The sequence below is a fragment of the Deltaproteobacteria bacterium genome (assembly GCA_016709225.1).
GTDB lineage: Bacteria > Myxococcota_A > Polyangia > Nannocystales > Nannocystaceae > Xiheibacterium > Xiheibacterium phototrophicum.
The window spans coordinates 620,112-644,465 of record JADJEE010000012.1; the positions used below are offsets into that span (position 1 = coordinate 620,112).

The 24,354-nt window shown below is 71.4% G+C and carries 20 protein-coding genes; 11 read left to right on the forward strand and 9 right to left on the reverse strand.

Annotated features, from left to right (window positions below):
- The first annotated feature begins 104 nt into the window (after nucleotides 1–104).
- A complete protein-coding gene (locus IPH07_27575) occupies nucleotides 105–1,013 on the forward strand; it encodes an SGNH/GDSL hydrolase family protein (protein MBK6921188.1) in 909 nt (302 codons plus the stop codon).
- 37 nt (nucleotides 1,014–1,050) lie between these two features.
- Here IPH07_27575 and IPH07_27580 read toward each other — a convergent pair whose 3' ends face one another.
- Nucleotides 1,051–1,773: a hypothetical protein gene (locus IPH07_27580; GenBank protein ID MBK6921189.1), complete on the reverse strand. Its 723-nt coding sequence runs from the start codon at nucleotides 1,771–1,773 to the stop codon at nucleotides 1,051–1,053.
- A 76-nt stretch (nucleotides 1,774–1,849) separates the two neighbouring features.
- Here IPH07_27580 and IPH07_27585 point away from each other — a divergent pair, with 76 nt between their 5' ends.
- Nucleotides 1,850–3,106, forward strand: a complete 1,257-nt coding sequence (locus tag IPH07_27585; protein MBK6921190.1) for a hypothetical protein — start codon at nucleotides 1,850–1,852, stop codon at nucleotides 3,104–3,106.
- 21 nt (nucleotides 3,107–3,127) lie between these two features.
- On the opposite strand, the gene IPH07_27590 is transcribed toward IPH07_27585, so the two are convergent.
- Entirely contained in the window at nucleotides 3,128–4,474 is a 1,347-nt protein-coding gene (locus tag IPH07_27590; protein MBK6921191.1) for a hypothetical protein, read from the reverse strand.
- Nucleotides 4,475–4,692: 218 nt separating this feature from the next.
- Here IPH07_27590 and IPH07_27595 point away from each other — a divergent pair, with 218 nt between their 5' ends.
- Nucleotides 4,693–7,761, forward strand: coding sequence for a hypothetical protein (locus IPH07_27595; protein ID MBK6921192.1), 3,069 nt, complete (start codon nucleotides 4,693–4,695; stop codon nucleotides 7,759–7,761).
- Between the two features lie 102 nt (nucleotides 7,762–7,863).
- On the opposite strand, the gene IPH07_27600 is transcribed toward IPH07_27595, so the two are convergent.
- Nucleotides 7,864–8,007 carry a hypothetical protein gene (locus IPH07_27600; GenBank protein MBK6921193.1) on the reverse strand — a complete coding sequence of 48 codons (144 nt, stop codon included), beginning with the start codon at nucleotides 8,005–8,007 and terminating at the stop codon, nucleotides 7,864–7,866.
- Nucleotides 8,008–8,126: 119 nt separating this feature from the next.
- On the opposite strand from IPH07_27600, the gene IPH07_27605 reads away from it, so the two are divergent.
- Together IPH07_27605 and IPH07_27610 are read left to right on the forward strand one after the other, a co-directional pair.
- A complete protein-coding gene (locus tag IPH07_27605; GenBank protein MBK6921194.1) occupies nucleotides 8,127–10,646 on the forward strand; it encodes a hypothetical protein in 2,520 nt (839 codons plus the stop codon).
- Nucleotides 10,647–10,668: 22 nt separating this feature from the next.
- Nucleotides 10,669–11,076, forward strand: coding sequence for a CBS domain-containing protein (locus tag IPH07_27610; protein MBK6921195.1), 408 nt, complete (start codon nucleotides 10,669–10,671; stop codon nucleotides 11,074–11,076).
- 17 nt (nucleotides 11,077–11,093) lie between these two features.
- Here the strand turns inward: IPH07_27610 and IPH07_27615 are convergent, their stop codons facing one another.
- On the reverse strand, nucleotides 11,094–12,125 hold the full coding sequence (locus IPH07_27615; GenBank protein ID MBK6921196.1) for a hypothetical protein: 1,032 nt from the start codon (nucleotides 12,123–12,125) through the stop codon (nucleotides 11,094–11,096).
- Nucleotides 12,126–12,346: 221 nt separating this feature from the next.
- Between IPH07_27615 and IPH07_27620 the strand changes: the two genes are divergently transcribed.
- From IPH07_27620 to IPH07_27630, 3 genes are all read left to right on the forward strand, one after another.
- Nucleotides 12,347–13,522, forward strand: coding sequence for a hypothetical protein (locus IPH07_27620; protein MBK6921197.1), 1,176 nt, complete (start codon nucleotides 12,347–12,349; stop codon nucleotides 13,520–13,522).
- A 79-nt stretch (nucleotides 13,523–13,601) separates the two neighbouring features.
- Nucleotides 13,602–14,612 carry a hypothetical protein gene (locus IPH07_27625; protein ID MBK6921198.1) on the forward strand — a complete coding sequence of 337 codons (1,011 nt, stop codon included), beginning with the start codon at nucleotides 13,602–13,604 and terminating at the stop codon, nucleotides 14,610–14,612.
- 108 nt (nucleotides 14,613–14,720) lie between these two features.
- On the forward strand, nucleotides 14,721–15,134 hold the full coding sequence (locus IPH07_27630) for a hypothetical protein (protein ID MBK6921199.1): 414 nt from the start codon (nucleotides 14,721–14,723) through the stop codon (nucleotides 15,132–15,134).
- On the opposite strand, the gene IPH07_27635 is transcribed toward IPH07_27630, so the two are convergent.
- From IPH07_27635 to IPH07_27650, 4 genes are all read right to left on the reverse strand, one after another.
- Entirely contained in the window at nucleotides 15,135–16,394 is a 1,260-nt protein-coding gene (locus tag IPH07_27635; GenBank protein MBK6921200.1) for a serpin family protein, read from the reverse strand.
- Between the two features lie 115 nt (nucleotides 16,395–16,509).
- Nucleotides 16,510–17,982 (reverse strand): hypothetical protein, encoded by a 1,473-nt coding sequence (locus IPH07_27640; protein MBK6921201.1) that lies wholly within the window; start codon nucleotides 17,980–17,982, stop codon nucleotides 16,510–16,512.
- A 2-nt stretch (nucleotides 17,983–17,984) separates the two neighbouring features.
- Nucleotides 17,985–18,350, reverse strand: coding sequence for a hypothetical protein (locus IPH07_27645; protein MBK6921202.1), 366 nt, complete (start codon nucleotides 18,348–18,350; stop codon nucleotides 17,985–17,987).
- A gap of 61 nt (nucleotides 18,351–18,411) precedes the next feature.
- Nucleotides 18,412–20,874 (reverse strand): Hsp70 family protein, encoded by a 2,463-nt coding sequence (locus IPH07_27650; protein ID MBK6921203.1) that lies wholly within the window; start codon nucleotides 20,872–20,874, stop codon nucleotides 18,412–18,414.
- A gap of 200 nt (nucleotides 20,875–21,074) precedes the next feature.
- On the opposite strand from IPH07_27650, the gene IPH07_27655 reads away from it, so the two are divergent.
- Nucleotides 21,075–22,019: a hypothetical protein gene (locus IPH07_27655; protein MBK6921204.1), complete on the forward strand. Its 945-nt coding sequence runs from the start codon at nucleotides 21,075–21,077 to the stop codon at nucleotides 22,017–22,019.
- 4 nt (nucleotides 22,020–22,023) lie between these two features.
- On the opposite strand, the gene IPH07_27660 is transcribed toward IPH07_27655, so the two are convergent.
- Nucleotides 22,024–22,599 (reverse strand): hypothetical protein, encoded by a 576-nt coding sequence (locus tag IPH07_27660; protein ID MBK6921205.1) that lies wholly within the window; start codon nucleotides 22,597–22,599, stop codon nucleotides 22,024–22,026.
- Between the two features lie 218 nt (nucleotides 22,600–22,817).
- On the opposite strand from IPH07_27660, the gene IPH07_27665 reads away from it, so the two are divergent.
- Both IPH07_27665 and IPH07_27670 read left to right on the forward strand, forming a co-directional pair.
- Nucleotides 22,818–23,279 carry a hypothetical protein gene (locus IPH07_27665; protein MBK6921206.1) on the forward strand — a complete coding sequence of 154 codons (462 nt, stop codon included), beginning with the start codon at nucleotides 22,818–22,820 and terminating at the stop codon, nucleotides 23,277–23,279.
- Between the two features lie 32 nt (nucleotides 23,280–23,311).
- A complete protein-coding gene (locus IPH07_27670) occupies nucleotides 23,312–24,346 on the forward strand; it encodes a hypothetical protein (GenBank protein ID MBK6921207.1) in 1,035 nt (344 codons plus the stop codon).
- Nucleotides 24,347–24,354 lie beyond the last annotated feature (8 nt).

Here is a 24,354-nt window from a genome sequence, read left to right on the forward strand (position 1 = left end):
CGCCGCGGCCCGCAAGTTCTAGCGAAGGGTGCAACCGGGTTGCCGCTCGCCCCACGCCCGCGCGCGCGCCCAGGCTGGTCCCACGCTTGCAGTTCCCGCGCGCCATGCTTCGCCGCGCCTCGCTTGCCCTCTTCGTCTCGCTCACCGCCGCCTGTGCCGATGCCCCGGGCCCCTCGCAGGGCAGCACGGGCGACGACGGCAGCGACACCGCCGGCTCGAGCAGCGCCGGATCGACCGCGGCGTCGGCCACCGCGACGACGAGCTCCGCGTCGGCCGAAGGCAGCACCGGCACCGGCTCCGACGGCGGAAGCTCCGGCGCGGCATCGGGCGACTCGAGTGACGGTGGCAGCGAGGACGCGGGCTCGAGCGGCGGTATCGACGAGCATGCGCCGTTCGACCTGGTGGTGATCGGGGCCTCGACCGCCGCGGGCAAGAACCTCGACCAGCCGCAGTATGGCGGCGCGCCCGGCAACAAGCCCTTCGCGACGCTGCTCGCCGATCAGCTCGCGATCGATCGCCCGGGCTCGTCGGTCGTGAACCTCGCGGTGCCCGGCACCTCGAGCTTCGAAGGCATGCCGACCGGCAGCCAGAATCCGCCCGGCTACGCCGCGCCCGATCCCATGCACAACATCACCGCGGCGCTCGCGGACACACCCGACGCGGTGCTGGTCGCGTATCACCTGGGCGCGGGCGCGAGCACCGAGCAGATCATGACCAACCTCGCGGCCATCCACGACGCGGCCGAAGCCGCCGGCGTGCCGGTGTGGTTCAGCACGCCGCTGCCTCGCTTCGCGACCGCCGATCCGGCGCAGCTGGCCCAGATCCCCGAGATGCGCGATGCCGTGCTGACGACCTTCGGCGACCACGCACTCGACTTCTTCGCGGCGCTGGTCGGCGACGACGGCTACGCCGACGCGACGCTGTTCCTCACCGACGAGAACCATCCCAACCAAGCCGGGCACCAGGCGCTCTACCAGGTGCTGCTCGACGCCGACCTGCCCGCGGCGCTGTGATCTCGCACTTCACCGTCGCCGGCGACGGAGGACCGCGTCACGCCAGCGCGGCGGCCAACAGCTGCTCGGTGTCGCGCCCGACGCCGTCGCCGCGGACGATGTCGCCGTGCGCGGGCACCATCACCGTCGGTGGCGAGCGACGAACGTCGTCGAGCAGGGCTCGCAGCGTCGCCTTGCGATCCTTCAAGATGATCTTGTGCGCGAGGTTGAAGAGCGCGTAGCCGGGCGCGCTCTTGGTCCACTTGAAGAGCTGGCGCACCAGCACGTTGCCGGGCAGCGTGGGCATGTTGGCGAAGAGGTCCGAGCCGTACCACGCGTGTCCGCCAGCGATGCGCGCCCGCGCCCAGGTCTCGCCGCACTTGCTCGAGGGCGCCTCGACCACGGCGACGCCATCGGCGAGCAACGGCGCCAGCGCCTCGAGTGACTCGAATGCTCCGGCGTCGCGCGAGCGCTTCGCGATGCGGGCCTGCGCGCCGGCGGCCGCGAACACGCGCGCGGCGGGGAACAGCTCGCGCCACTGCCCGATGCCCAGGTAGTGGAAGCCGTTGTTGGCGACGAGCGCCTCGACGGCGCCGAACGGCGCGAGGTCATCGGCGACCTCGCGTCCGATGCGTGACGGTGGGCTGATCACCAGCAAGCCCCCGCTGGCCAACCGCGCCGTGAATGCGTTCGAGGTGCCGCTGCGGCTGAACGGGTAGGTGTACGAGAGCACGCCCGCGTCGCCATCGAGGATCGTCCAGCCGTGTGGGGTACGCGACATCGCGGCGGATGATCGCCCAACCCGGTCCGCGTCGCCAGCGGCCACGGCCCTCGGCCGTACCTGCTACCGTTGCGACGTGCAGCTGCCGCGCGCCGTGCCTGTGTTCGTGCTCGCGTGCGCGTGTGGTCGGACCGAGCTGATCGGGCGCGCGGACGCGGACGCGGACGGCACGAGCGTCGATCCGAGCGCGAGCAGCACCGACACCTCCGGCCCACCGCCGCCGCCACCCCCGAGCTGCCGCGAGCAGGGCGGCACGATCGCGCGCGACGGCGGGCCGTGGGTCATCACCGACAGCCCGAGCTTCAGCTCGCCGCTGGGCCTGGTGGTCGACGAGACCGGCCTGTTCGCGATGTGGCTGGGGCCGTTCGTGGGCACGCCGCCTTCGCCCAACGTGCGCGGCGTTCGGGTCGATCGCAACGGCGTCGTCCAAGGCGAACCCTTCGTGCCGTGGGAGCGACTGATCTCGCTGCACGGCACCACCCACGCGGCCCCGGGCGGCGCGCTGCTGACGTACTGTGGCCGCGACGGCACCGGCGATCTCGCGATGTCGCGGATCGTCGACGCGAGCGGACAGACCATCGTCGACGAGGTCGTGCGCACACAGCTGGGCCAGTCCTGCGGCGCCGTCGCGCCCGACGGGGTGTGGACCGGCAGCCATCACCTGTTCGCGTGGACCGACAACTCGGGCTTCGAGTTCGAGGTGACCCTCGATGTCGCCGATGCGTCGCTGATCTCGCAGCACGCGACCCTGCTCGCCTTCGACGGCGAGCTGACGGTGCCGCCACGGTTCGCGGTCGGGGCACAGACCGTGACGCTCATCGTGGGGCTCGCCGGCGGTGGTCTCGCGATCTGGCGCTTGGATCTCGCGGGCGAGCCGTTGATGGCGCCGAGCGAGCTGTTCTCGTCGGCGGATCTCCGCGACCCCGTGATCGCCGCTGCGCCGGACGGATCGGCGTGGATCTGGCTCACCGATGGCGACGCCGAGGGCATCGTCCGCATCGTCGTCGACCCCACCGGCGCGGTGACGGAGGCGTTCGTGCCGGTCGAGGTACCGCCGGCGCGCTACTCGGAGCTGCGCCTCGAGCCGTGGCCGGGCGGCGCGATCGTCGTGGGCAACGCCTACGCCCCACCCGACGAGATCATCGCGTGGTTCGCGGTCGACGATCGCGGCTCGCCGATCGCTTGGGAGCTGGTCGACGACGGCCTGCCGTCGCTGTACGAGGCCAGGGGGGTGCCGGCGACGGACGGCGACCAGGCGTGGGTGCTGTACCGCGCCGGCTTCGAGGACGACAGCGCCGAGCTGCGAATGCTCCGCGTCGGCTGCATTCGCTAGGGGCCGACGCAGCTTCGTCGATCAGCCCGCCGGCGGGTTGCAAGCGACCGAGTTGATCGCGCCGCCGGTCATGTCCGAGTAGGTGTAGGCGCCCTGCAGGCCGCTGAACATGTCGTAGCTGAGATCGGTGGTGTCGACCTTGTAGGCACGGTCCTGCGAGTCGGGCACCGCCCACACGTAGCCGTCGAGGTCCACGCTGATGCCCTTGCACTGCGCCGTCTCGCCGGGGAACATCACGCTCGGCCCGAGCGCCATGGTCTCGACGTCGATGGCCTGCACGCCGCCGACGATGCCGACCCACATCAAGCCGGTGGGATCCTCGGCCAGGCCGACGCCGTAGTTGTTGATCGAGCCGGCGATGGTCGTCCACGTCGAGGTTGCCGGGTCCCACTTGCCGGGCACGCCGGTCGCCCCCCAGATCATGCCGTTGTGATCGACGGTGATGCCGTAGCCATAGAAGGGCGGCGCCTCGTCCCACGTGAGATCGTCGAAGTGCACGCGCACGGCCCCGGGGGTGTTCTCGAACAGCCGCGTGAGCCACAGATCATTGTTGGAATCGACGGCGCCGCCGTACCAGCCGAAGGTCGTGCACGGGTAAGGCAGCTCGATCGAGTCCTCGACCACGCCGGTCTCGCCGTCGAGGCGATGGACCCACACCGAGTTGGCGCTGCACATGCCCGAGTCGGGCGTTCCACCGCGCCCCTCGGCGGTCCACAGCTTCTGGTCCTTCCATTCGCAGGTCGCGTCGTCGAGCACGCCGGTGGTCCATGCGACCGGGCGCTGGCTGGTGGCCTCGGGGAAGTCGGTGTACCAGGCGACGCAGTCGTCGGTGCCCCACGGCTTGATGTCCGCCGCGCCGGTGGAGGTGTTGCCGCCGGCGCAGTCCTCGGACCGCGCGTAGATCTTCACGACGCCGCCGAAGCGGTTGGCAACCGCGACGGCGCGACCATCCACGGTGACCGAGGTCCGCGAGGGGTTCCCGAGCGTCGCGCGCGTCAGGTAGCGGCCCTCCTCGACCATCGTCCGGGTGTTGATCTTGCTGACCGTGCTCTGGGTGCTGTTGGCGATCCAGATGTAGCTGAAGTCTGCGGGCCCGCAGCAGTCGAGCGCACCGGTGGTGCCGGTCTCGTTGACGCCGACGTCGAAGATCGCACCGCCGTCGCTGCTGGCGGCGGTGGTGTCGGCGGCGGTCGAACCCATGCTCGCCCCGGTGGCGCTGGCGCTCGCGCCGGTGCTGCCGCTGCCGCCCGACGAACCGCTGCCGTCGTGGGTGGTGGCACCGCCCTCGGCGGTGCCGTCCTGCGCCGACACATCGTCACCACCACAGGCGAACGCGAAACCAAGGGCCAGTACCGTGAAGCTGCGCATGACGTCGATCCTCCGCGTGCGCGCGTCTCGACCCTTGCGCCGCTTCGCCAACTCTCGCACGCGCAGGGCTTGCACGGCCAGCGACATCCGATGCCCCGACGCCCGAGCCACCCTGACGAGCGGGCGGCAGCCGTGGGCACTCGATCCATTGCGCGCCGCGGTGGTTCACAGACGATTCATTGGGCCTGCCCTACGGGCAGCTGGCATCCTCTCGCGACATGTCGCGTCGGGTGTTTCGCTCGCTGTCCCCCTCCCTGCTCGTCATCGCGCTCGCGACCGGCTGCCGCCAGGATCCGCCCGCGGGCGAACCAACGCCCGCGACGGATCCCGCACCCGCCGAGGGCAAGGCCGGCGCGACGAGCACCGCCGCGACCGCGACCGCGACGCCGCCCGACGAGACGCTGCCGACCCTGCGCACCGGTGAGCGCGCGCCGATCGAGCTGCCGGCCGTGACCGCGACCGCGGTACGCGAGTTCACCGATCGCAGCGGCGTGCAATACCTCGAGCTGTCGATCGACGGCGTGGTCGGCGAGGACACGCCCGAGCTCGCGGTGCTCGGCGCCGACGCGTCGATCTGGACCGCGACGCAGGTGCAGGGCCGCAGCGCGAGCGTGTTCGTGCGCCGCCGCGATACCGGCACCGCCGCCACGGCGCTGACCGGCACGCTGTGGTCGAGCCGCTGGGAGCGCAACGACTGGACCCTCTTCGGTGGCTCGCGCCGCGGCAACGTATGGAGCACGCGGTCGTTCACCGTCACCGGCACGCCGACGAGCTCACCCGATCTACCGGCCGCATTCGCGGCGGCGGCCTCCAGCGAGCTGCGCGGGCGTGGCTTCGAGACCCGCTTCGAGTCGCCGTTCCACGCGTTCGCAGCGGCGCGGGTGCATGCCGCCCTGCTCGGCACCAAGGCCGCCGCGGCAGCGGTCGCGACCGCGGTCGACGTGCGCCGCCCGAGCAACGACTTCACCGCGTTGATGTACACCACCACCGCCGCGACCTCGCTGCAGGAGGCGCTGCAGTACGACAAGGGCCTGCGCACCGTCGCGACCCAGGGCAAACGCGAGGTTCCGATCGCGGACATCGCCGCACCGGCGCTGGCCGACCACCCCTTCGCCGCCATGCGGGCGGGCCTGCCCGCGGGCGCCGAGCCCACCGCGGAGCCCTTGGCCGCCGCCGCGCCGGCCGAGTTCTGGTACGTCCGCTTCGACGACATCCGCGACATGCTGCGCGTGCTCGACGAGGCCGACGCGTGGCTGACCCCGGTCGCGCACGCCTTCGAGGAGCGTCCGCTCGTGCGCGACCTCGCCGGTCGCTACCAGCGACAGCTCGGACTCGGGCGCAGCGGCCTCGCCAAGGCCCTCGGTCACACCGTGATCTCGCGGGTCGCGATCGTGGGCAGCGATCCCTACCTGCGCGAGGGCAGCGACGTGACGTTCGTCTTCGACGTCGCCTCGCAGGCCGCCTTCGAGACCGAGCTCTCGCGCCACCTCGCGACCTGGTCCGGCGAGGTGCCGGGCGTCACGCAGCGCGAGCTCCAGCACGAGGGCCACGTGATCACGGTGCACGCCGACCCGGCGGGGCTGGTCCGGCAGCACCGCGCGCAGGTCGGAACGCTCGCGATCGTGTCGAACAGCGAGGCCGCCTGTCGCCGGGTGCTCGACAGCATCGACGGCCGCAAGCCCCGGCTCGCCGACGAGCCCGACCTGCAGTACATGCTCGCGCGGGATCCCGGCACCCACGACGGCCTGGCCTTCATCGGCGATCGCTTCGTCGCCGAGGTCGTGGGTCCGGCGCAGAAGATCCAGCAGGCCCGCCGGATGCAAGCGCTCGCGGAGCTCGCGGTGCCCGGCCACGCCGCGCTGCTGTACGGGTGGTTGAACGGCCGCGCGCCGGCGGACACCGCCGAGATGATCGCCGCGGGTGTGCTCGGTGCCGACGAGCTCGAGCATGCCGATGGCACCTCGATCCAGTTCGCGCCCGGCAGTGCCGCACACTCCGACTGGGGCTCGCCCGAGACCCTGACCCCGCGCATCGATCTGCCGGCCGTCACCCACGCGACCGCCGAGGAGCGCGTCGCCTACGAGACCTTCGCGCGGGGCTATCAGGACTACTGGCGCCAGTTCATCGACCCCATCGCCGTGCGCTTCGATCTCGAAGGCGATCGCGCCGACCTCGACGTGCGCGTGCTGCCGCTCATCGAGGGCACCGACTACCGCGACATCGAAGAGGTGGTCGGCAAGCAGCGCGTGCGCGTGCCCGCCATCGACGGCGGCGTGCAAGCGGTGTGGGCGGTCGGTCGCGACACCTCGCTGCGGCGCGATCTCGACCGCATGGCGGGCTCGATGTCCGGCAGGGCCGATCTCGGGCTCGGCTGGCTCGGTGGCTGGGTCGCCGTCGGCGGCCTCGATCGCGCGGGCCTGCTCGAGCTGATGTCGGCCACCGACGCGCGCGTCCAGCTGGCCTGGCAGCCGCCGGCCGCCGAGCCGCGCGACCGCGAGCTCGCGCGACGGGTCGGCAGGCTGCCGCTGTACGCCGCCGCCGAGGTGAGCAACCCCGCGAGCCTGGTCGCGACCCTCGCGGCCGCCCGCACGCTGCTCAACGAGGTCGCGCCCGGGTCGATCGGCTGGGAGAGCGTCGCGACCCACCACGACGTACCCATCGTGCGGATCGGCGTGACCGACAAGGGCACCTTCGCCGAGTACGCCGACACCATCGCGATCTACTACGCGCAGACCCCGGGCGCGATCGTGCTGGCGCTGCAGCGCTCGACCCTCGAGACGCTGATCGATCGCTTCGCCGACGCCGAGCGACGCCCGCTCGGGGTCGACGCCGACGGCACCCAGTTCGCGATCGAGGCCCGCGTGGTGCCCGATCACGCGCTGTCGCACGCGCTGCTGTGGCTGCTGCAGGGCCAGGCCCTCGAGGGCCAGATCTCGGCGCGGGCGTTCGCCGAGGCGATCCTACGTGGCGACCCGACCGCCAGCGATCCCGCGCGCTTCGAGGCGCTCGCGCGGGCCTACTTCGGTGGCGTGCCGGTGACGCCGGAGGGCCGCTTCGACTATGCGATCCGCGATGGCGTCGTGGGCGATCCGCTCCACGGCTCCGAGCTTCGACCGCGCTTCCCGGCGCTGCCGGTGGCGGGAGCGTCGCCCATCGCGACACTGCTCACGCGACTGTCGGGCGTGCGCGCGTCGGTGGCCTTCGACGATGAACCCGCGAAGCTCCCGACCCCCGCGCGCAGCCTCCACACGCAGCTCACCCTCGAGCTCGGCGCGAGCATCGAGTGAGCTGACCTGACGTCAGCTGCCGCGCGGACGCACGCGCATCGCCTGCGCACGCGCAGGCCCTGCCGCACGCCGTGCGCGGACGATTCCACGCACCCGAGGGCGCTACAGACCGCGCGGGTCGTGATCGCGGCCCTGCTTCGAGCGCCGCACGATGGCGAGGAACAGGGTGCCGAGCACGGTCCAGAGGATCGCCATCACGAAGATGCCGCCGATGTCGACGAAGCGAAGTGCGAGCAGGGTCGTCATGGGAGGCGGGCATCTGCAAGGGTCGATCCGACGCGTGGTGGTCGCAGCTGGCGGGCGCGGCGATCATGGCAAGCCCCCCATGCGCCGCAGGTTGTGCGCTGGCCCGCAAGGCTCGCGTCGTGAAGGTTGGCTTCGTGGTCTGGTCGTCTGCATCCCTGCTCGCGCTCGCCGAGGACAAGGTCCCCAACGAGGCTGCTCTCCCGCTCGGTCCCTCGATGGGGTGGTGGCTGCTGTTCGCCGCCGTGTGTGCGGTGGTGATGTTCATCGTCCAGGCCGACCGCTGGCGGCGGTGGTGGCTCGCGAAGGAGGACCCGCGCTCGATGGCGCTGTTCCGCATCGCGTTCGCGTTCTTCACCATCTGCAACATCAACGGGCTGTGGGAGTACTTCACGTTCCTGTTCACCGACGAGGGCATCTTCACGGCCGACGTCGCACGACAGGTATTCGCGTCGAAGCAGTTCGAGGGCTTCGGCGACGGCATGACCGACGCCGAGCCGTGGGGCTTCTTCGGCGTGTCGGGATTCCTCCACTTCCTGCAGGGGCCCAAGTACTCGCTGCTCTACTTCTGGGACACGCCGACCGCCTTCTGGGTGCATCTGTGGGCGTTCGAGCTGGTGGCGTTCTCGTTCATGATCGGCTTTCGCACGCGCCTGACCGGCGTGCTGACGTTCCTGCTCATGAACAGCCTGATGCAGCGCAATCACCTGTTCTGGGAGGGCACCGAGCTGGTCTACCGCTGCTTCCTGGCGTACTTGATCCTCGCGCGCTCGGGTGAGGCGTACAGCGTCGACAACTGGCTGCGCTGCCGCAAGCTCCGCAAGCAGGGCCTGTTGTCCGAGCGCGGCGGCCCCGGCGGTGGCGCGGGGCTGGCCCCCGACGACGAACATCCCAAGGGCCTGCAGGCGATCTATCGCTTGATCCCCGCGTGGCCGCGGCGCCTGGTGATCCTGCAGCTGGCGACGATCTACACGTACACCGGCATCGTCAAGAACGGCGCGGTGTGGGCCAAGGGCGACGCGTTCTACTACGCGCTCAACATGGACCACTTCTATCGCTTCTACCCGCAGCCGATGTCGTCGGTGCTCGGCACCAACGTCATGCGCATGATGACGTGGGTGACGCACTGGTGGGAGGTGCTGTTCCCGCTGGTGGTGGTCGGCATGGTCGCACGCTGGGCCATCGCCGAGCGGCTGCCGAAGCTGACGGGCACGCGGCTGTGGGCGGTGCGGGCGTGCTGGGCCGGCATCGCGCTCGCGAGCCTGATGCTGTGCGTGGTCTCGTGGCCGGTCCACTTCACGCCATTCGCCGTCGAGTACTTCATCGGTGGCTGGACCGCGGCGATGGCCCTGCTGGGCTGGCTGTGGTGGCGCTTCGCGAACAACCCGTTCCGCGTCTCCAAGCTGTTCGGGCGCAAGCTCTCGCGCACCTACGTGCTCGACACCCGGTGGTTCGCGACCTGGTTCCTCGGGCGCCGCGTGTGGCTGTTCCTCGCCATCGTGTTCCAGTCCCACGTGTTCTTCATGATGAACGTCGGGCACTTCCAGACCGGCATGCTGTCGGCTTGCATTCCGTTCCTCACCGGCCTCGAGGTCGCGCAGATCCTCCGGGGCCTCGGCAAGCGCGTGCACCGACTCGGCGTGCCGATGCCGGCCGACGTGATCGCCGGCGCGCCGCCGCTCCCGGCCGAGGACGAGCAGCTGCCGCACCTGCAGCGCGACACCGCCACGCTGCCCACCGGCGCGATGCTGGCGGCGCTGGGCTTGGTGGTGTTCGGCATCGTGCTGCGCGCGACCACCGAGCTGACGTGGTGGTGGTGGACCTGGATCGGCGCCGCCGCGATGTTGTTCGCCGTCGGCCTGCGCGAGCGCGGCCGCGCCGCGCAAGACGGCCGCCGCACCGGCGCCGACACCCCGCCGTGGTGCTATGGCCCGATCGGCCGCCTGCTGATGGGCTCGCTGTTGGTGTGGCACGTGGTCGGGGTCGCGACCTGGCTGCTGCCCGAGAAGGACTGCCTGAAGTCGTTCCGCGAGCCCGCCCGCGGCGTGTGGACCAAGTGGCTCACGATCACGCAGACCGATCAGAGCTGGGGCATGTTCGCGCCCAACCCCCCGCGCAGCAACGTGTTCCTCAAGGTGCTCGTGACCGACGCCGACGGCGAGGTCTACGACATGCGCAGCGACGTCTACGCGTCGGAGCGCAAGCCGATCCCGTGGATCTTCAACGACCGCATGCGCAAGATGAACCGCCGCATCATCGGCGGCGAGTCGGGCCCCACCGAGTGGTACCGCAAGTGGTACGCGCGCTACCACTGTCGCCAGTGGGCACTCGAGCACGAAGGGATCGCGCCGACCAAGGTCGAGCTGGTGCGCATCACCTACAAGATCCCCTCGCCCGAGCAGGTGCGGCAGCACGGCTGGTACTCGCCCGAGCAGGTGCTCGAGCGCGAGGGTACCGAGACCATCGAGTACACCGAGCGATGCGCCGGCGCGATCATGGGCCAGCTGCCCGACTGGATCCGCGAGCGCCACGGGCTGACACCGCTGCCCGAGAAGCAGCCATACAAGCCGTGGATCAAGCACAAGCGTGCGGCTTGGGACCGCAAGCACGCGGCCCAGGACGACGCTGCGACCCCCGAGTGAACCCAACGAGGCAAGCACCACCATGGCCATCCGCACGATCTCCGAGTTCATGACGCCGACCCCCGTGTGCATCGCGCCCGAGCTCCCGCTGGCGGAGGCGCGCGCGCGCATGTACCAGCTCGAGGCACGCCACCTGCCGGTCGTCGACGACGGCGAGCTCGTCGGCATCCTGAGCGAACGCGACATCGCGCTCGTCGACGCCGTGCTCGGACGCGCCGACACGCTCGCGGTGCGTCAGGCGATGACGCCGATGCCGTTCACCTGCGGGCCGCACGCGCATCTGCACGCCGTCGCGGCCGAGATGGCCGCACACAAGTACGGCGCCGCCGTGGTGGTCGATCCCGATCACCCCGGCCACGTGGTCGGCGTGTTCACGACCACCGATGCGCTGCGGGCCCTCAGCGAGATCGCCGGTCACGGCGTCGCGTAGACGCCGAGGCGCGGCCGCTAGCCGGTGACGATCGGCTCACCGGTGTCGACCACCTCGAAGGCGGCGCCGGTGATGTTGTCGATGTCGTGCAGCGCCTCGTCGTTCCACATCGGGTGCGGCGCGCCCGAGAGGTACCAATTGCTGCCGTTGTCGGCCACGAACATGCCGTAGGTCTTGAGCGCGGCGCAGATCACCTGCACCTCCTCGCCGTACGCGGAGCAGTCGTAGTCGGCCTTCATGCGCACGCGCAGGCCCATCGGCGGCAGATTCTCGTCGGTGAGATCCGAGGCGAAGTGGGTCGCCGGGTGGATGTACGCGCGGCGCGAGTTCTCGACGGTGAAGCGCAGCGCGTGGTGGATCGCGCCGGCTTCGACCACCTCTTCGTAGCGCACCAAGCCCGGGTAGATCGGCAGGCCGGCGGCGTCGGCCGAGGTCCAGCCCTCGGGCCGCAGCGCGTTGCTGCGCAGATCGAAGATCGCGCCCGAGCCCGCGCTCCACGAGCTGCCGCCGCCCTCGGGGTACGCGGCGAAGAGCTCGTACAGCATGCAGTTCTCGCGATCGAGCGCGATCACGTGGCGGTCGCCGTCGGCGTTGGGGCCACCTTCGATCGGCGCGTCGGGTGGGATCGGATAGGGCCCGGGATCGCTGTCGTCGTACTCGAAGGTCACCGGCACGCGCGGCTGGTCGCCGGGTATCTCGACCCACGGGATGCCAATGGGCGCGCCCTCCCAGACGGTGCCGAAGTCGGCATGCATGCCGGTGTCGAGCCCGATCGACGCGATGATGGCGTCGGAGTTCGCCATCACGGGCAGCGCCGAGACGTCGGTGTTCCAGGGGTTGTCGGCGGGGAAGATCGTGCACGTGCCGGCCTGGCCGGTGTCCTCGCCCGCGCTCGTGGTCGAGTCGGCGGCACTGGTCTGGCCAGCGCTGACCGAGCCCGCAGAGGTGTTCGACGCCGTGGTCGCGGTCGAGGCCGCGCTGGCGCTGCCGTCGGAACCACCGTCGGCGGTCCCACCGTCGACGCCACAACCGACGAACCCCGCGGCCATCAGACATCGCAGCGCTCGAACCCGAGGTGCTCCCATCGTCATCGCCCTCCCCCGCCCAACACGGTAGCCGAGTGCGGGCACGACCGCGACGTGCGCTACGCAGTTCGACGCATCGCCGCGACGCCGACGGTCGCAGGCTGCGATTGCGCACGCCCACAGACCCGATCGGCGAAGTCGTTCGGGGAACCCCGGCCACGCGTTCGGCAACCCACGGGGCAACCATGACGCCGCCTTGGAGCCCGCGCGCCCCCGCGATCCGTGCCCTGCCGCAACGCGGCGCGATCTTGCTCGGCCTCGCGCTCGCTGGCTGTGCCGACGTCCGCCCGCCCGAGGGCGACGGCCTCGGGGCCGACACCACCGCGGCCAACGGCGCCAGCGCGAGCGCCAGCGACGAGGCCGGCCACGCCGACACCGCCGACGTGCTCGACGTCGGCCAAGGCACCATGGGCAGCGGCTTCGACCCCGACAGCGGCAAGGGCTGCGACAAGGTCGACTTCCTGTTCGTGGTCGACAACTCGGGCTCGATGGCCGACGAGCAGCAGGCGCTGATCGACAGCTTCGGCCCGTTCGTGGAGGCGATCGAGGATCGCGTCGGCGACTCCAACGACTTCCACGTGATGGTCGTCGACGTCGACGCGTGGGTGTTCGGCGAGTGCCCCGACGCCTGCGATCGCGCCGCGACCTGCGACGCGAGCAACAACTGCGGCGTGACCGACGAGTGCTTGTTTCCGTGTGCGCTGCGCGAGGTCTGCAACGACGGCGGCTTCACGTGCAACCAGACCATGCCGATGACCTGCGAAGACGTGATGGGCGCCGGCGTGCAGTACCCGCGCGGGATCGGGGCCTCCAACGTCGACTGCGCGTTCGCGACCGGCCGCAGCTACATGGACGCGAACGAGCCCGACCTCGCGGCCTCGTTCGCGTGCGCCGCCAAGGTCGGCACCGGCTCGTCGGCCGACACCGAGCAGCCGATGGACGCGCTGACCCAGGCCGTCATGGCCGGCACCGCGGCGGCGAGCTGCAACGAAGGATTCCTGCGCGACGACGCGATCCTCGTCGTCACCGTCATCACCGACGAGAACGACGAGCCCGACGACTCGACCGGCTCGCCGCAGGGCTGGTACCAGGCGCTGAAGGACGCCAAGCACGGCGACGACGGTGCGGTGGTGGTGCTGGGCCTGGTCGGCGACAACGACCTGCCCGGTGGCATCTGCCAGCCGCTGTCGATCGACTTCGCGACCGGTGCCGAGCCAGCGCCGCGCCTGCGTGAGTTCGTGGGTCTGTTCGGTGAGCGCGGCCTGGTCGGTAGCGTGTGCGCGACCGACTACGCGCCGTTCTTCGCCTCGACGATCGAGGCGATCGGTCAGGCCTGCGACGCATTCGTGCCACCGGGCTGAAGCGACGGCCTGCGACGCCACGCGCGGCGTCGCGGGAACCGAGGTGCACGTCGCGACCACATCGCTGTCGACGTTGGCGATGACGACGATGCCGGAAGCCAAGACCGCCGCGCGTGCACTGACCTGGCTGCTCGCGCTCGCACCAGTGGCGTGCGACGAGACCGAGACACTCGACGAGCCCGTGGGGCACGACGAGCCCAGCGACCTCGAACCCTACGACAACCAGAAGTTCGACGGCCCGCTGCAGGCCTTCGATCGCGACGCCATCGTCGACGACGCGCTGTTCGAGAACGACGGCGCCGCCACCGTGGCTGCGATCCAAGATCTGCTCGAGGTGTCACCCTACGGCAAGCGCTCGTTCCTCGCCGACGAGCTCGTCGACGGGCGACGCTTCTCCGAGGTGCTGGTCGAGGTCGCGACCGAGCACCACTTGAACCCGGTGCTGCTGCTGACCCGCCTGCAGGTCGAGAAGAGCCTGGTCTCGAAGTCGGTGCGCCCGAGCGGCAACGCCGTCGACTTCGCGCTCGGCTGTGGTTGCTCCGATGGCAACCACTGCAACACCGCGTTTCGCGGGCTCGACCGCCAGCTGACCTGCGCGGCCGACGTGCTGCGTGCATCGTTCGACGCCTCGGTCGCCGGCTCCGGCACGTGGCTGCAGGGCAAGGCCCGCAAGACCCTCGACAAGATCACCGTACGGCCACGTAGCCACGGCACCGCGGCGCTGTACGCCTATACGCCCTGGGTGCTGCAGGGCAAGGGCGGCAACTGGCTGGTGTGGAACGTCAACCGCAAGTTCATCGGCGCGATGATCGATCGCGGCACCTGGGACGTGGGGCCGACGGCCGCCGATACCGAGGGCGACGGCGACGACGGGGGCGACACCGGCACCGCGGGCGACACCGGCACCACGGGCGCGTCGGGCTCGAGCGGCGATAGCGAAGGCGGTGCGCCCGAGCCCGGCTCGTGCGTCGGCCACTGCGGCGACGGCTCCGCGGTGCCGCTGGGCGATGGCCACGCGTGCTTCTGCGACGATGCGTGCGTGGGCCAGGGCGACTGCTGCGACGACTTCGCCCTCGCCTGCGGCGGCTGATCGCGTCGCCCGTGACCAAACGGCCCCGTGATCGGCGGCCGCGCCGTCGCCCGGCATCGACAGGGATCGAAATCGCCGCGCCGCGCACTGACGCCAGCGAGGCCCGCGATGGACATCCCCCGAATCCGACCGATTGCCATGCTCGTGCTGTGCTCGCTGCTGGGTGCGTGCGTCTACGACCCCGAGCGCCAGGACGACTCCAGCGCCGACTTCGAGGGCAAGATCGATGACCCCGGCGACGGCGAGGCCTGCGATCCACTCGACCAGGACTGCGGCGATGGCTATGGCTGCTACTACGACAACGGCAGCTTCGCCTGCTTCGAGGAGGGCGACGTGGGCGTCGACGGGGTGTGCGAGTTCCTGCACTCGTGCGAGCCCGGCCTGGGCTGCATCAGCGCCGCCGCGGTGCCGTGCACCGGCGACTACTGCTGCACACCGATGTGTGAGGTCGGCTCGTCGTGCGCCGGCGGTCGCGTGTGCTCACCGCTGATCGACGAGGTCGGCATCTGCACGCAGCCGTGATCACGCCGTCGGGTCGACCACGCGCCCGAGGAAGAGGATCGCGCCGCTGCGGGTGTCGCGGAGCACGAACAGGAACGGGCGATCCGCGACGACGTCGATGCCGTCGGGCTCCACGGAGGCCGACTCGGTCGCCATCACCACCGCGGTCGCGGCCGCGGCCTCGGTGCCCTCCTCGTCGACCGCGACGAAGGTCCGGTGGAACACGTCGTCGATGAACAGCGGACGAATCGTGCGCGACATGCCGGTGAAGTCGGCCCCTGTGCCGAACGCCAGCGGCATGCCCAGCTCGACGAGCGCCGGCTCGAGGGACAACGATGCCGGCATCTCGAGCTCGAACCTCGGCAACGTGAGCTCGACCATCGCGGGCTGTAGCGCGCCGACCATCGCGGCGAAGCCATCGGCATCGAGGCCACGCTCGAGCGTCTCGAGGCCATCGCGCTCGCGTGGGATGATCAGCGTCATCGCGAGATGCTCGCCGCGGTACGGCAGCTCGACCATCTGCACGGCGTCGGTGCTCGCGTACGCCAGCTGTGAGACCTGGCGCATCATCGTGCGGCGCTCGGGCGTCCGGCCACCGACGTAGAAGGCGCCCTCGTGGGTCGCGTTGGGGTCGAACGCCCGCAGCCAGTCGCCCTTGAAGTACACGGCGTTGGTGAGCACGAGCCGTGTATCGCCATCGATGCTGCCGGCGGGCAGCAGATCGACGATGCGGTCCTTGGTCTGCTGCTCGACCCAGCCGTTGATGCGCTCGCGCGCGCCCTCGAAGTCGCGGCGGAAATCGACCGACTCGAGCGGCGCTGCGAAGCGCTCCTGCAGCGCCGCGAGGAACTCGGGCTCGAAGGTCGCGGTCTGCTCGCCGAAGAGGCGCTCGACCACCGCGAGCTCGTACGCGCCGTCGACCGGCGCGTTCCACTGCGCGAGCTGCTCGCCCATCGCGGCTGCGGCCGTGCCCGCGTCGGCGAGGTGGAGCACCTTGGCCATCTGTGCGGCCGTGTCGCCGCGAGCCCCGAGCCAGGTCATGCCCAGCGCGATCGACACGCTGGCGGGTGCGATCGCGAGGTTGCCCGACTGGTGCAGGGCGCCCCACAGCTCGAAGCCGAAGGCATTGTTGGCGGCCGCGAAGCTGCGCGCGACCGCAGGGTCGCCGACGTGCGGCGTGCGGTCGATCGGGAGCGGCGGGTTGCCGCCGAGGGTCGTGTCAGGGGTCGTCGCGGCGCAGGCACAGGCCAGCATCGCCCAGCAGAAGGCACGTCGGTTCATGTGCCCTGCGAACGCGCGATCGCAGACGCAGGTCTCGCCAGTGGGCCCACGCGACCGGCCGTTACGAACTCGCGACAATCGTGCGGCCGCGACCGCGGGGCCGATACGCAAGCCCTCAGCTGCCGCAGGCGACGTTGCGCTTCTGCAGCGCGATGGCCTCGGCGTCCTCGACGTGCTCGGCCTCGCGGAGCAGCCAGCGGAACATCTGGTGCGCGTGCACGCGGTTCTTGCGGTCGTTCCACAGCCACGCCGCGAGCGCGCACACCGAGGCGTGCACGATCTGGAACGCCATGCGGTGCAGGCCCTCACCGGTCAGTCCGATCGCGCGCTCGTACGCGGTGCGGATCGCCAGGTACTCCCGCCACTCCTCGTGCACGGGCAGTGCCTTGCGGGCCTTCACGCGGGTGTGCAGTGCATCGGCGAGCACCTCGAGCTCGTCGAGCAACCGCTGCCGCACGGCGCGGCGCAGGCGGCCGAAGCTGTCGTGCTTGGCATGGGGATCCTCGCCGACCGCAAGCTCGGTGCTGCGCACGACGGCGAGCAGATCGCGATCGACGCTCTCGCGCAGACGCACCGGCGCATCGAGCTTGGCGCCGAGCTCCGCGGCGCGGGTGCGCATGGCCCTGGCGACCGGCGCGTCGTCGAGCACGCGATCCCACGCGCGGCACGTGGCCTCGAGGGTCGGCAGATCGATCCGCGCCCGACGCAGCGCGGCCGCCACGACGACCGCGTGCATCCGCAGCGCATGCTCGCGCGGTGTGCCGATGGTCGGTGGGATCGGCTGGGCCGGCGGCGGCACCGGAGCGGACGTGGCGTGGTCCGGCGCGTGGGCACTCGCGCGCTCCACCAGCGCAACGAAGCCGGCGCGACCCACCACCGCGCGCAGCAGCGCCTGCAGCTCGCGCGGCTCGGGCACCGGCGGCCGGCCCAGCAGGCGACGGCCGACCGCCGCCAACAGCCGCGTCGCCCGATCGGCATCGCGATCGTCGCCGAGCTCGATCACCCGGGCCCACGCACCACGCTCGGCAGCCTCGGCCGCGCACCACTGCACCGCCAGCACGCGCGCCATCCGGGGCGCACTCTTGCCCTCGAACTCGACCAGGCTCGCGATCCACTGCCGCGCCGCCGCACGATCACCCCGCGCCTGCGCGAGCAGGCCGGTGGCGAGCAAGTTCGCCGCGCCGGCGTCGTCGGGCCCGAGCCGCCGCTCCACGAACGCCATCGCGGCCGGCTTCGCCCCGCCACGCAGGGCCGCCCACGCGGCGGCGACGAGCGCACCACCTTTGTTGTCGTCGAACCACACCCAGGTGCTGCCGCGCACGACGAAGTGGGCCGCCGCGACCATGCCGCGGGGAATCAGCACGCGCGTCGCGAACGCCCACGGCCAGCACGACACCACGATGAATGGCAGCGCCACGAACGCGACCGGCTCGCCGGCGAGCATGCCGAGCACGCACGTCAGCGCGAGCCCGACGAGCAGGACCCACTGCAGCAGGCCGAAGAAGCCCGGCCGCGAGTCCTCCTTCTGCGCGCGCCCCAGCAGGTGGGCGAGCCCGAGCGCGACCGCGAAACCAGCCCAGCTCGGCATCGTCAGCGCCCGCTCCAACCCAGCGGGGTCATCGCGTCGAAGCCGAGCGCCGCGAGGTCATCATCCGCCGACATCGCTGCGTCGTCCGCCACCTCGGCCGCTGCCACACCCGCGTCGGGCGACCACCACAGCTCCGCGAGCGCGCGCTTGTCGGGCTCGCGCAGCTGCGCCATCGCGGCCCGCACGGCCTCGGGCGTGCGCGCGCGTGGGCCCAGCGGGGTCGCGTACAGCCGCGCGCTGGCCAGGCCCAGCTCGAGCATCGCGAGCCACTTCTGTCCGGCGCGCTCGACCTCGGCCCGCGTGGCGCTGGCGTCGAGCTCGAGCACGGCGAAGGGGTTCTCGGCGATCGCAGCTCCGAGCTCGGTCATCGGTGGCCGCGATCGTAGCGCCGCGACGACGCGGCGGCCACGACGAAGTCAGCGCAACGCCTCAGCGGACGCCGGAGTCGAAGCCCTGTCGCCGCGCGGCGGGATCGTGGGGCAGCAGCTTCCACAGCTTCTCGGTGATGCGCCGCAGCGCGACCACGTCGTCGCGGCCACGGGCGTCCTTGCCCTCCTTCACCAGCGCCTGCGCCTTGGGCAGGTCGGTGGCGGCGTCGAGGTGGCTGACGGCATCGTCGAACAGCGCCGGCCACGTGTCGGGGTCGCGGTACCACGCGGTCTCGCCCAGCTGCGAGGCCAACCGCAGCTGCCGCTGCAGCTCGCGAATGTTGCGCTCGTCGCGGGCGCGCTCGACCGCGTGGGCGATCTCCTCGAACAGCGCCTGCTCGCGCTCGGTGCCGAGCTGTGAGACCTGGCTGCCCGACCACGTCATCGTACGCACTGCGCGTTGCTCGAGCTCGGGCCACTGCTTGGCCTGCTCTAGCACGTCGAGCGAGGCATCGATCTCGAGCAGGTTGCGACGCGCCCGCTGGCCGGCGTCGTCGTTGCCGCCCTGGGCCGCGCCGAGATCCCGCGCGACGTCGCCGAGGTCCTGCTCCGCGCGCTCGAGCGCCGCGATGATCTGCGGCATGCCGCGGCGGAAGGCCTCCGCCCGCAGGTCGTCGACACGCTGCCGCAGCGCCCCCAGGCTCGCCAGCAGCACCTCGGGATCGGCGGCCGGCACCAACAGCTGCGCGACGTGATCGAACATCTGATCGAGTGCGGGCACCAGCGCGCGCACCACCAATCGACCGCCACGATCGAGCTCGAGTGTGAGCTCGACGTCGGATCCCGCGGGCAGCGAGCGCGGCAGCGCCGAGCCGGGGATCTCCAAGGTCCCCACCAGGCGGCACAGATGGGCGTGGTCGTGCTCGCCCTGCACCACCGGCACCTTGAGCACGCTCTGGGACGCGCCCTTGGCCACGCTCTCGACCGTCGCGTGGGTGAAGCTGCGCCGCGCCGGCAGCGGGGTGCCGCGCTCGAAGTAGACCTGCACGCGATCGTTGGCGAGTGCGACCCCGATCGAGCGCGACAGCGGCGGATCGGTGATGGTGAGCCCCTGCACGATCGTGATCGTCCGCGGATCGACCGGGATGCTGGCACCGGCGCCGTCGTCGGCGAGCACCTCGAACACGTTGGAGCGTCGCGGCTGCAGCTCGACGAGCAGCGCGAACGCCTGCTCGGCATCGAAGGTGGCCCACTCGCTGCGCCACTCGCCGTCGGCCCGCGCGAGCGCGACGCGCTTGGGCTGCGGCCCGCTGTCGCCTCCGACCACGCGCCCGACCACGTGCGGCGTCAGGTCCGAGGACACCGCGGGGTATTGCAGCCACAACCGCACGCCACGGCGTACCAGCGGACCGGCCGGCCGCGCGTCGAGCCCGGCGGTCGCGGCGTAGATCGCCGCGCCCTGGGCCACCAGTGTCATCGGATCGAGGCCGTCGGCGATCGGCGCGGCGAGGGCCTCGCCGACGCGCATGCGCAGCAGCGGCGTGACCGTCGGCCCGCCCACGAACACCACCCGCGCGAGCCGACCGACCTCGGTGTCGTGCTCGCGCAGCAGTCGCTGACAGACCTCGATCGAGCGCTCGACCAGCGGCGACACCGCGGCCTCGAGCTGCGCGCGCGTCATCACCAGCTCGGGCTCGAGCTCGCGACCGTCCGGCAACACCAAGGGTGACGCGAACGAGAACTCGGCCTCGTCGGCGCGGCTGAGCTGCACCTTGGCGTCCTCGGCCGCGTGCTTGAGCTGGGCGACGACGCGGGCGCACGCAGGGTCGTCGCGACGGATGTCGACGCCGTGCTCGCGCGAGAGCTCGCCCAGCGCCCAGTCGACCACCGCCCAGTCGAAGTCGCGACCGCCGAGGAAGTTGTCGCCGTCGTGACCGACCACGCGCAGGAAGCCGCCATCGGTCTCCAGCAGCGACGCATCGAACGTGCCACCACCGAGGTCGTAGACCAACCAGCGACCGTCGCCCTCGGCGGCGGTCCAGCCAGCCGCGAGCGCCGACGCGATCGGCTCCTGCAACAGCTCGACCTTGTCGAAGCCCGCCAGGCGAGCGGCCTCCGAGATCGCGGCGCTCTGCGGCAGCTCGAACAGCGCAGGCACGGAGATGACCGCGCAGGTCGGCATCACGCCCAGCTGATCGGCGACGTCCTGCCGCAGCGAGCGGAGCACCTCGGCGGCGAGCTCGGGGGGCGACGCCTGCCGCCCCGCCGCCGGGAAGTCGAACGCGCGCGCGGTGCCCATGAGACGCTTGAACTCGCTCTTGGTGTTGTCCGCGTCGCGCTCGAGCCACTTGCGCGCATTGGCACCGACGACCACCCGCCCCTTGCCATCGATACGAACCACCGAGGGCGTTAGGCTCGCGCCTTGGGCATTGCGCACGACGACGGTCGACTCGCCGTCGAACACTGCGACCGCGGAGTTGGTGGTGCCGAGATCGATTCCGACGTACACGGGGCGTTCGGACATTGATCGCGAGCATACCCCCGCGGCCACGCTCGCACGCGTCGCGGCCCCACCTGCGCCGCCGCCCGCGCCTGCCCGCGCCAATGCGCCGGCACGTCCGCGATCCCACGCCGTGCGATCACCCCGGGCCCACCGTGCTTGAAGTCGGGACACGGCTCGCAGTAGCGTCCGCGCTTCCACCCCTCGACCAGGGAAATCCGACCATGAACCTTCGCCATGCCTTCCATGTCCCGGCCCTGTGCGCACTGCTCTCGATCGCCTGCGGCGATGGTGGTTCCGACACCGGTACGACCACGGGCGACTCCGACACCGACTCGAACAGCAACTCCGCGTCCGACTCGGTGACCATGGGCGTCACGCTCTCGGCGGGCTCGATGAGCGCGACCACGACCGACGCCAGCAGCGACAGCTCGGCCACCGACGCCACCACGACCACCGCCACGGGCAGCGACAGCGGCTCGACCAACGCCGACGGCAGCTCGTCGTCGGGCGCCGCCGACGGCTCGAGCTCGTCCGGCGGATCGTCGAGCGGCGGCGACATGGGCAACACCATCTACGAGATCCAAGACGGCACCATCGCCGAAGACACCGCGGTCGAGGTCTACGGCGTGGTCGTGACCGCCGTGAACGTCGGCGGCTTCTGGGCGCAGGAGCCCGGCGGCGGCGAGTACAGCGGCGTGCAGGTGTTCTCCGGCATGGGCGGCCCCGACGTCTCGGGCGTGCAGGTCGGCGACATCGTCGACTTCAGCGGCACCACCAACGAGTTCTTCGAGGTCACCCAGATCGTCATCACCGACGGCACCTTCGACATCACCGGCAGCACGACCCCGCCCGACGCAGAGCTTCTGCCGATCGCGACCCTGATCGACGGCACCACCGGCGAGCCCTGGGAGTCGGTGCTCGTGCGCATCGAGGGCACGCTGACCGCCGGGGCGCTGTCGATGTTCGACGAGTTCCCGGTCGCCGACGGCCCGGACTCCATCATCATCGACAACTTCGCCTACAGCGTCTCGATGTCGGGCGACTTCCCCGGCTTCGGCACCGGCGCGACCTTCGACGCCATCCAGGGTCCGCTGAACTTCTCGTTCATGAACTTCAAGATTGCGCCGCGCGACGCCGACGATCTCGAGGGCTACCAGGCCCCGTGAGCCGCTACGGCGGGCCGGCCTCGAGGGAGACCACCCGCCAGTTGTTGATGCCGTGGTTGTGCAGGTGCATGACCACCGGCGCCCCCGCTGCGATCGCGCGCGGTGGGGTCCAGCTGGCCTGCACGATGTCGTAGGCCTTGGGGATCTCGATCTCGAGGTCGAACGCGACCTCACCGTCGATCGTGAAGAGCACGTGGCCGACGGCGGGCTCGGGCGCCAAGAGGTCGTCGTGGGTCAGCACGAAGGTGACGATGTCGCCGGCGTCGATCGCGGCGACGCTCGGCTGCGTGAACACGCCGTAGTTGCAGGCGCCGGTGTCGACCTCGAACAGGCCGATCTCGTCGTCGAACCCGAACTCGCACGTGACCGTGGCCGGTGCGTGTGCTGGCATCGGATCCACGGCGCCGTCGCGCACCCACGCCGACGACAGCACGAGGTCGACCGGACCATCGTGCGTCGCACCGCTGCTCTCGCCCGCGCCGCTGGTGTCGCCGCCCTCCGACGTCGCGCCGGGGTCGTCGCCGCTGCCGCGCTCGCTGGCGCACGCGAGCGCACAGGCGAGCGCGAGCAACGAAGGCACGGCGGATCGAGCTCGGTTCACGACACCTTCGAGCATGCACGAACACTCACGTGGGCTGAACACCGCCGACTGCAGAATCTGCTCCCACGCCGCGCCGCCCCGCACCCGCCCGCGATTCCACGAGCTTCGCGCGCTCCGGCCGGAGGCCGCACGGGGTCGCCATGGACGATGGTCCAGGGGCGCGCGCCCATCGGGCACCCGCGCTATTCTCGTCAGCGGTGCGAAGCCTCGCGTTGACGCTGGTGCTCGCGACGCCGGCCTGCGCGGAGGACACCCTCGAGGTCGAGCTGTCGCTGCGCGATCACGGTTGCAGCGCCGACGCACTCGCCGAGGTGTCGGTGGTGTCGATCGAGATCTACGGCGAGCACGACGGCACCCTGTGCACCCTCGGCCGTCGGTGCCTGTTCGGGGTCGGCCCACTCGACGACATCGCCGGGCTCTCTCAGACCCTCGCCGACGCCAACCAACCGCTGGTCGACGCCGCGCTCACCGGCGCGGAGTACATCCACGTGGTCGGGCGCGCCGAGAGCTGTTGGGACCTACCGGACCCGGTCGACGGCGCGGTGCCGGACCACCCGGTGTGCGGCTCCAACGATCTCGCGGCCATCGATGGCGACGTGCTGCCGATCGAGATGCAGTGTGGTGGTTGCAAGGCGATGGAGGTGCCGCTGTGCCCGTGAATTCGACCGCCGGACGGCGTGGTCGCGGGGCCATGGATCGCAGTCCATGGTGGGGCCGCGACGGCCACCCGCCGGGCGCGGTGCCGCGCCCGCCGGTGCGCAACGACGCGCCTGTGGTCGCCTCGCGCGCTGGCTCGGGCTTGGAACCGATCGTGCAGCGTCGCGGGCGTACCCGCATGCACCACCCACCGGCCCTGCTCGCCCTGTGCCTCGCCGTCGCGTCCGCCTGCGACGTGGCCGACGACGCAGTCGATGTCGCGGTCGCCGAGCGCAGCGTGAACGCGCTGTCGGCCAACACCAACCTCGCCTTGGTGGCGGAGCGGTTCGCCGGTGAGCCCGCGATGGCCGCGATGTCGGTCGACGCCGCACGCACCCGTGCGGTCGAGCTGGTGGCCCAGCGCGTCGGTGCGCTCGCGCTGCTCAGCTGCGACCCGCAGGTCACGGCCGACCCGGTCGCAGGCACGGTGCACGCCATGGTCGCCGACTGTCGCATCGGCCCGGTGCGACTCGACGGCGAGATCGACGGCAGCGTCGCGATCGAGACCGCCGCGTGCGACACCGGCGAGTGCCCCAGCACGGTGGTGTGGACGCTGGACGACTTCGACCTGCAGATCGGCGCCAATCTGCTGGCGAACCGCCGCCCGCACTTCGTCGGGCCGGTGACGTTCCGCGACCCGATCGACGCGGCGCTGCCGATGTCGTGGGCGACCGGTGAGGGCTTCGTGACCGACATCCCGTTCGGGCTGTTCGACACAGTCTCCCACGCGTCGTGGACCTTCGACGCCGACGACTGCGTGACCATGCAGGTCGAATCGCGCCTCGACCGTCAGCTCGAGGTCGGCGACGACGCGACCAGCCAACGCGATCGCGAGCGACGCATCGGCACCATGGTCGTCTCGGTATCCGAGCTGCGTCGCTGCCCTGCGAAGTGCCCCACCGCCGGTCACGTGCAGCTCGCCTTCGGCCGCGGCCACGTGCTCGCATGGGAGTACGACGACGATCGCACGGTCGAGGTCACCGCCCCGGGCGGCCGTCACTTCGAGACCGAGCTCGCCTGCGACGAGTGACGCCCCGT

Bases quoted from the DNA above. Each gene is read 5' to 3' on its own strand.
- IPH07_27580 (MBK6921189.1), bottom strand. From the start codon at position 1,773: ATGTCGCGTACCCCACACGGCTGGACGATCCTCGATGGCGACGCGGGC.
- IPH07_27595 (MBK6921192.1), top strand. From the start codon at position 4,693: ATGTCGCGTCGGGTGTTTCGCTCGCTGTCCCCCTCCCTGCTCGTCATC.
- IPH07_27670 (MBK6921207.1), top strand. From the start codon at position 23,312: ATGGATCGCAGTCCATGGTGGGGCCGCGACGGCCACCCGCCGGGCGCG.
- IPH07_27640 (MBK6921201.1), bottom strand. From the start codon at position 17,982: ATGCCGAGCTGGGCTGGTTTCGCGGTCGCGCTCGGGCTCGCCCACCTG.
- IPH07_27620 (MBK6921197.1), top strand. From the start codon at position 12,347: ATGACGCCGCCTTGGAGCCCGCGCGCCCCCGCGATCCGTGCCCTGCCG.
- IPH07_27645 (MBK6921202.1), bottom strand. From the start codon at position 18,350: ATGACCGAGCTCGGAGCTGCGATCGCCGAGAACCCCTTCGCCGTGCTC.
- IPH07_27650 (MBK6921203.1), bottom strand. From the start codon at position 20,874: ATGTCCGAACGCCCCGTGTACGTCGGAATCGATCTCGGCACCACCAAC.
- IPH07_27630 (MBK6921199.1), top strand. From the start codon at position 14,721: ATGGACATCCCCCGAATCCGACCGATTGCCATGCTCGTGCTGTGCTCG.
- IPH07_27655 (MBK6921204.1), top strand. From the start codon at position 21,075: ATGAACCTTCGCCATGCCTTCCATGTCCCGGCCCTGTGCGCACTGCTC.
- IPH07_27610 (MBK6921195.1), top strand. From the start codon at position 10,669: ATGGCCATCCGCACGATCTCCGAGTTCATGACGCCGACCCCCGTGTGC.
- IPH07_27615 (MBK6921196.1), bottom strand. From the start codon at position 12,125: ATGGCCGCGGGGTTCGTCGGTTGTGGCGTCGACGGTGGGACCGCCGAC.
- IPH07_27590 (MBK6921191.1), bottom strand. From the start codon at position 4,474: ATGCGCAGCTTCACGGTACTGGCCCTTGGTTTCGCGTTCGCCTGTGGT.
- IPH07_27635 (MBK6921200.1), bottom strand. From the start codon at position 16,394: ATGAACCGACGTGCCTTCTGCTGGGCGATGCTGGCCTGTGCCTGCGCC.
- IPH07_27575 (MBK6921188.1), top strand. From the start codon at position 105: ATGCTTCGCCGCGCCTCGCTTGCCCTCTTCGTCTCGCTCACCGCCGCC.
- IPH07_27600 (MBK6921193.1), bottom strand. From the start codon at position 8,007: ATGACGACCCTGCTCGCACTTCGCTTCGTCGACATCGGCGGCATCTTC.
- IPH07_27625 (MBK6921198.1), top strand. From the start codon at position 13,602: ATGACGACGATGCCGGAAGCCAAGACCGCCGCGCGTGCACTGACCTGG.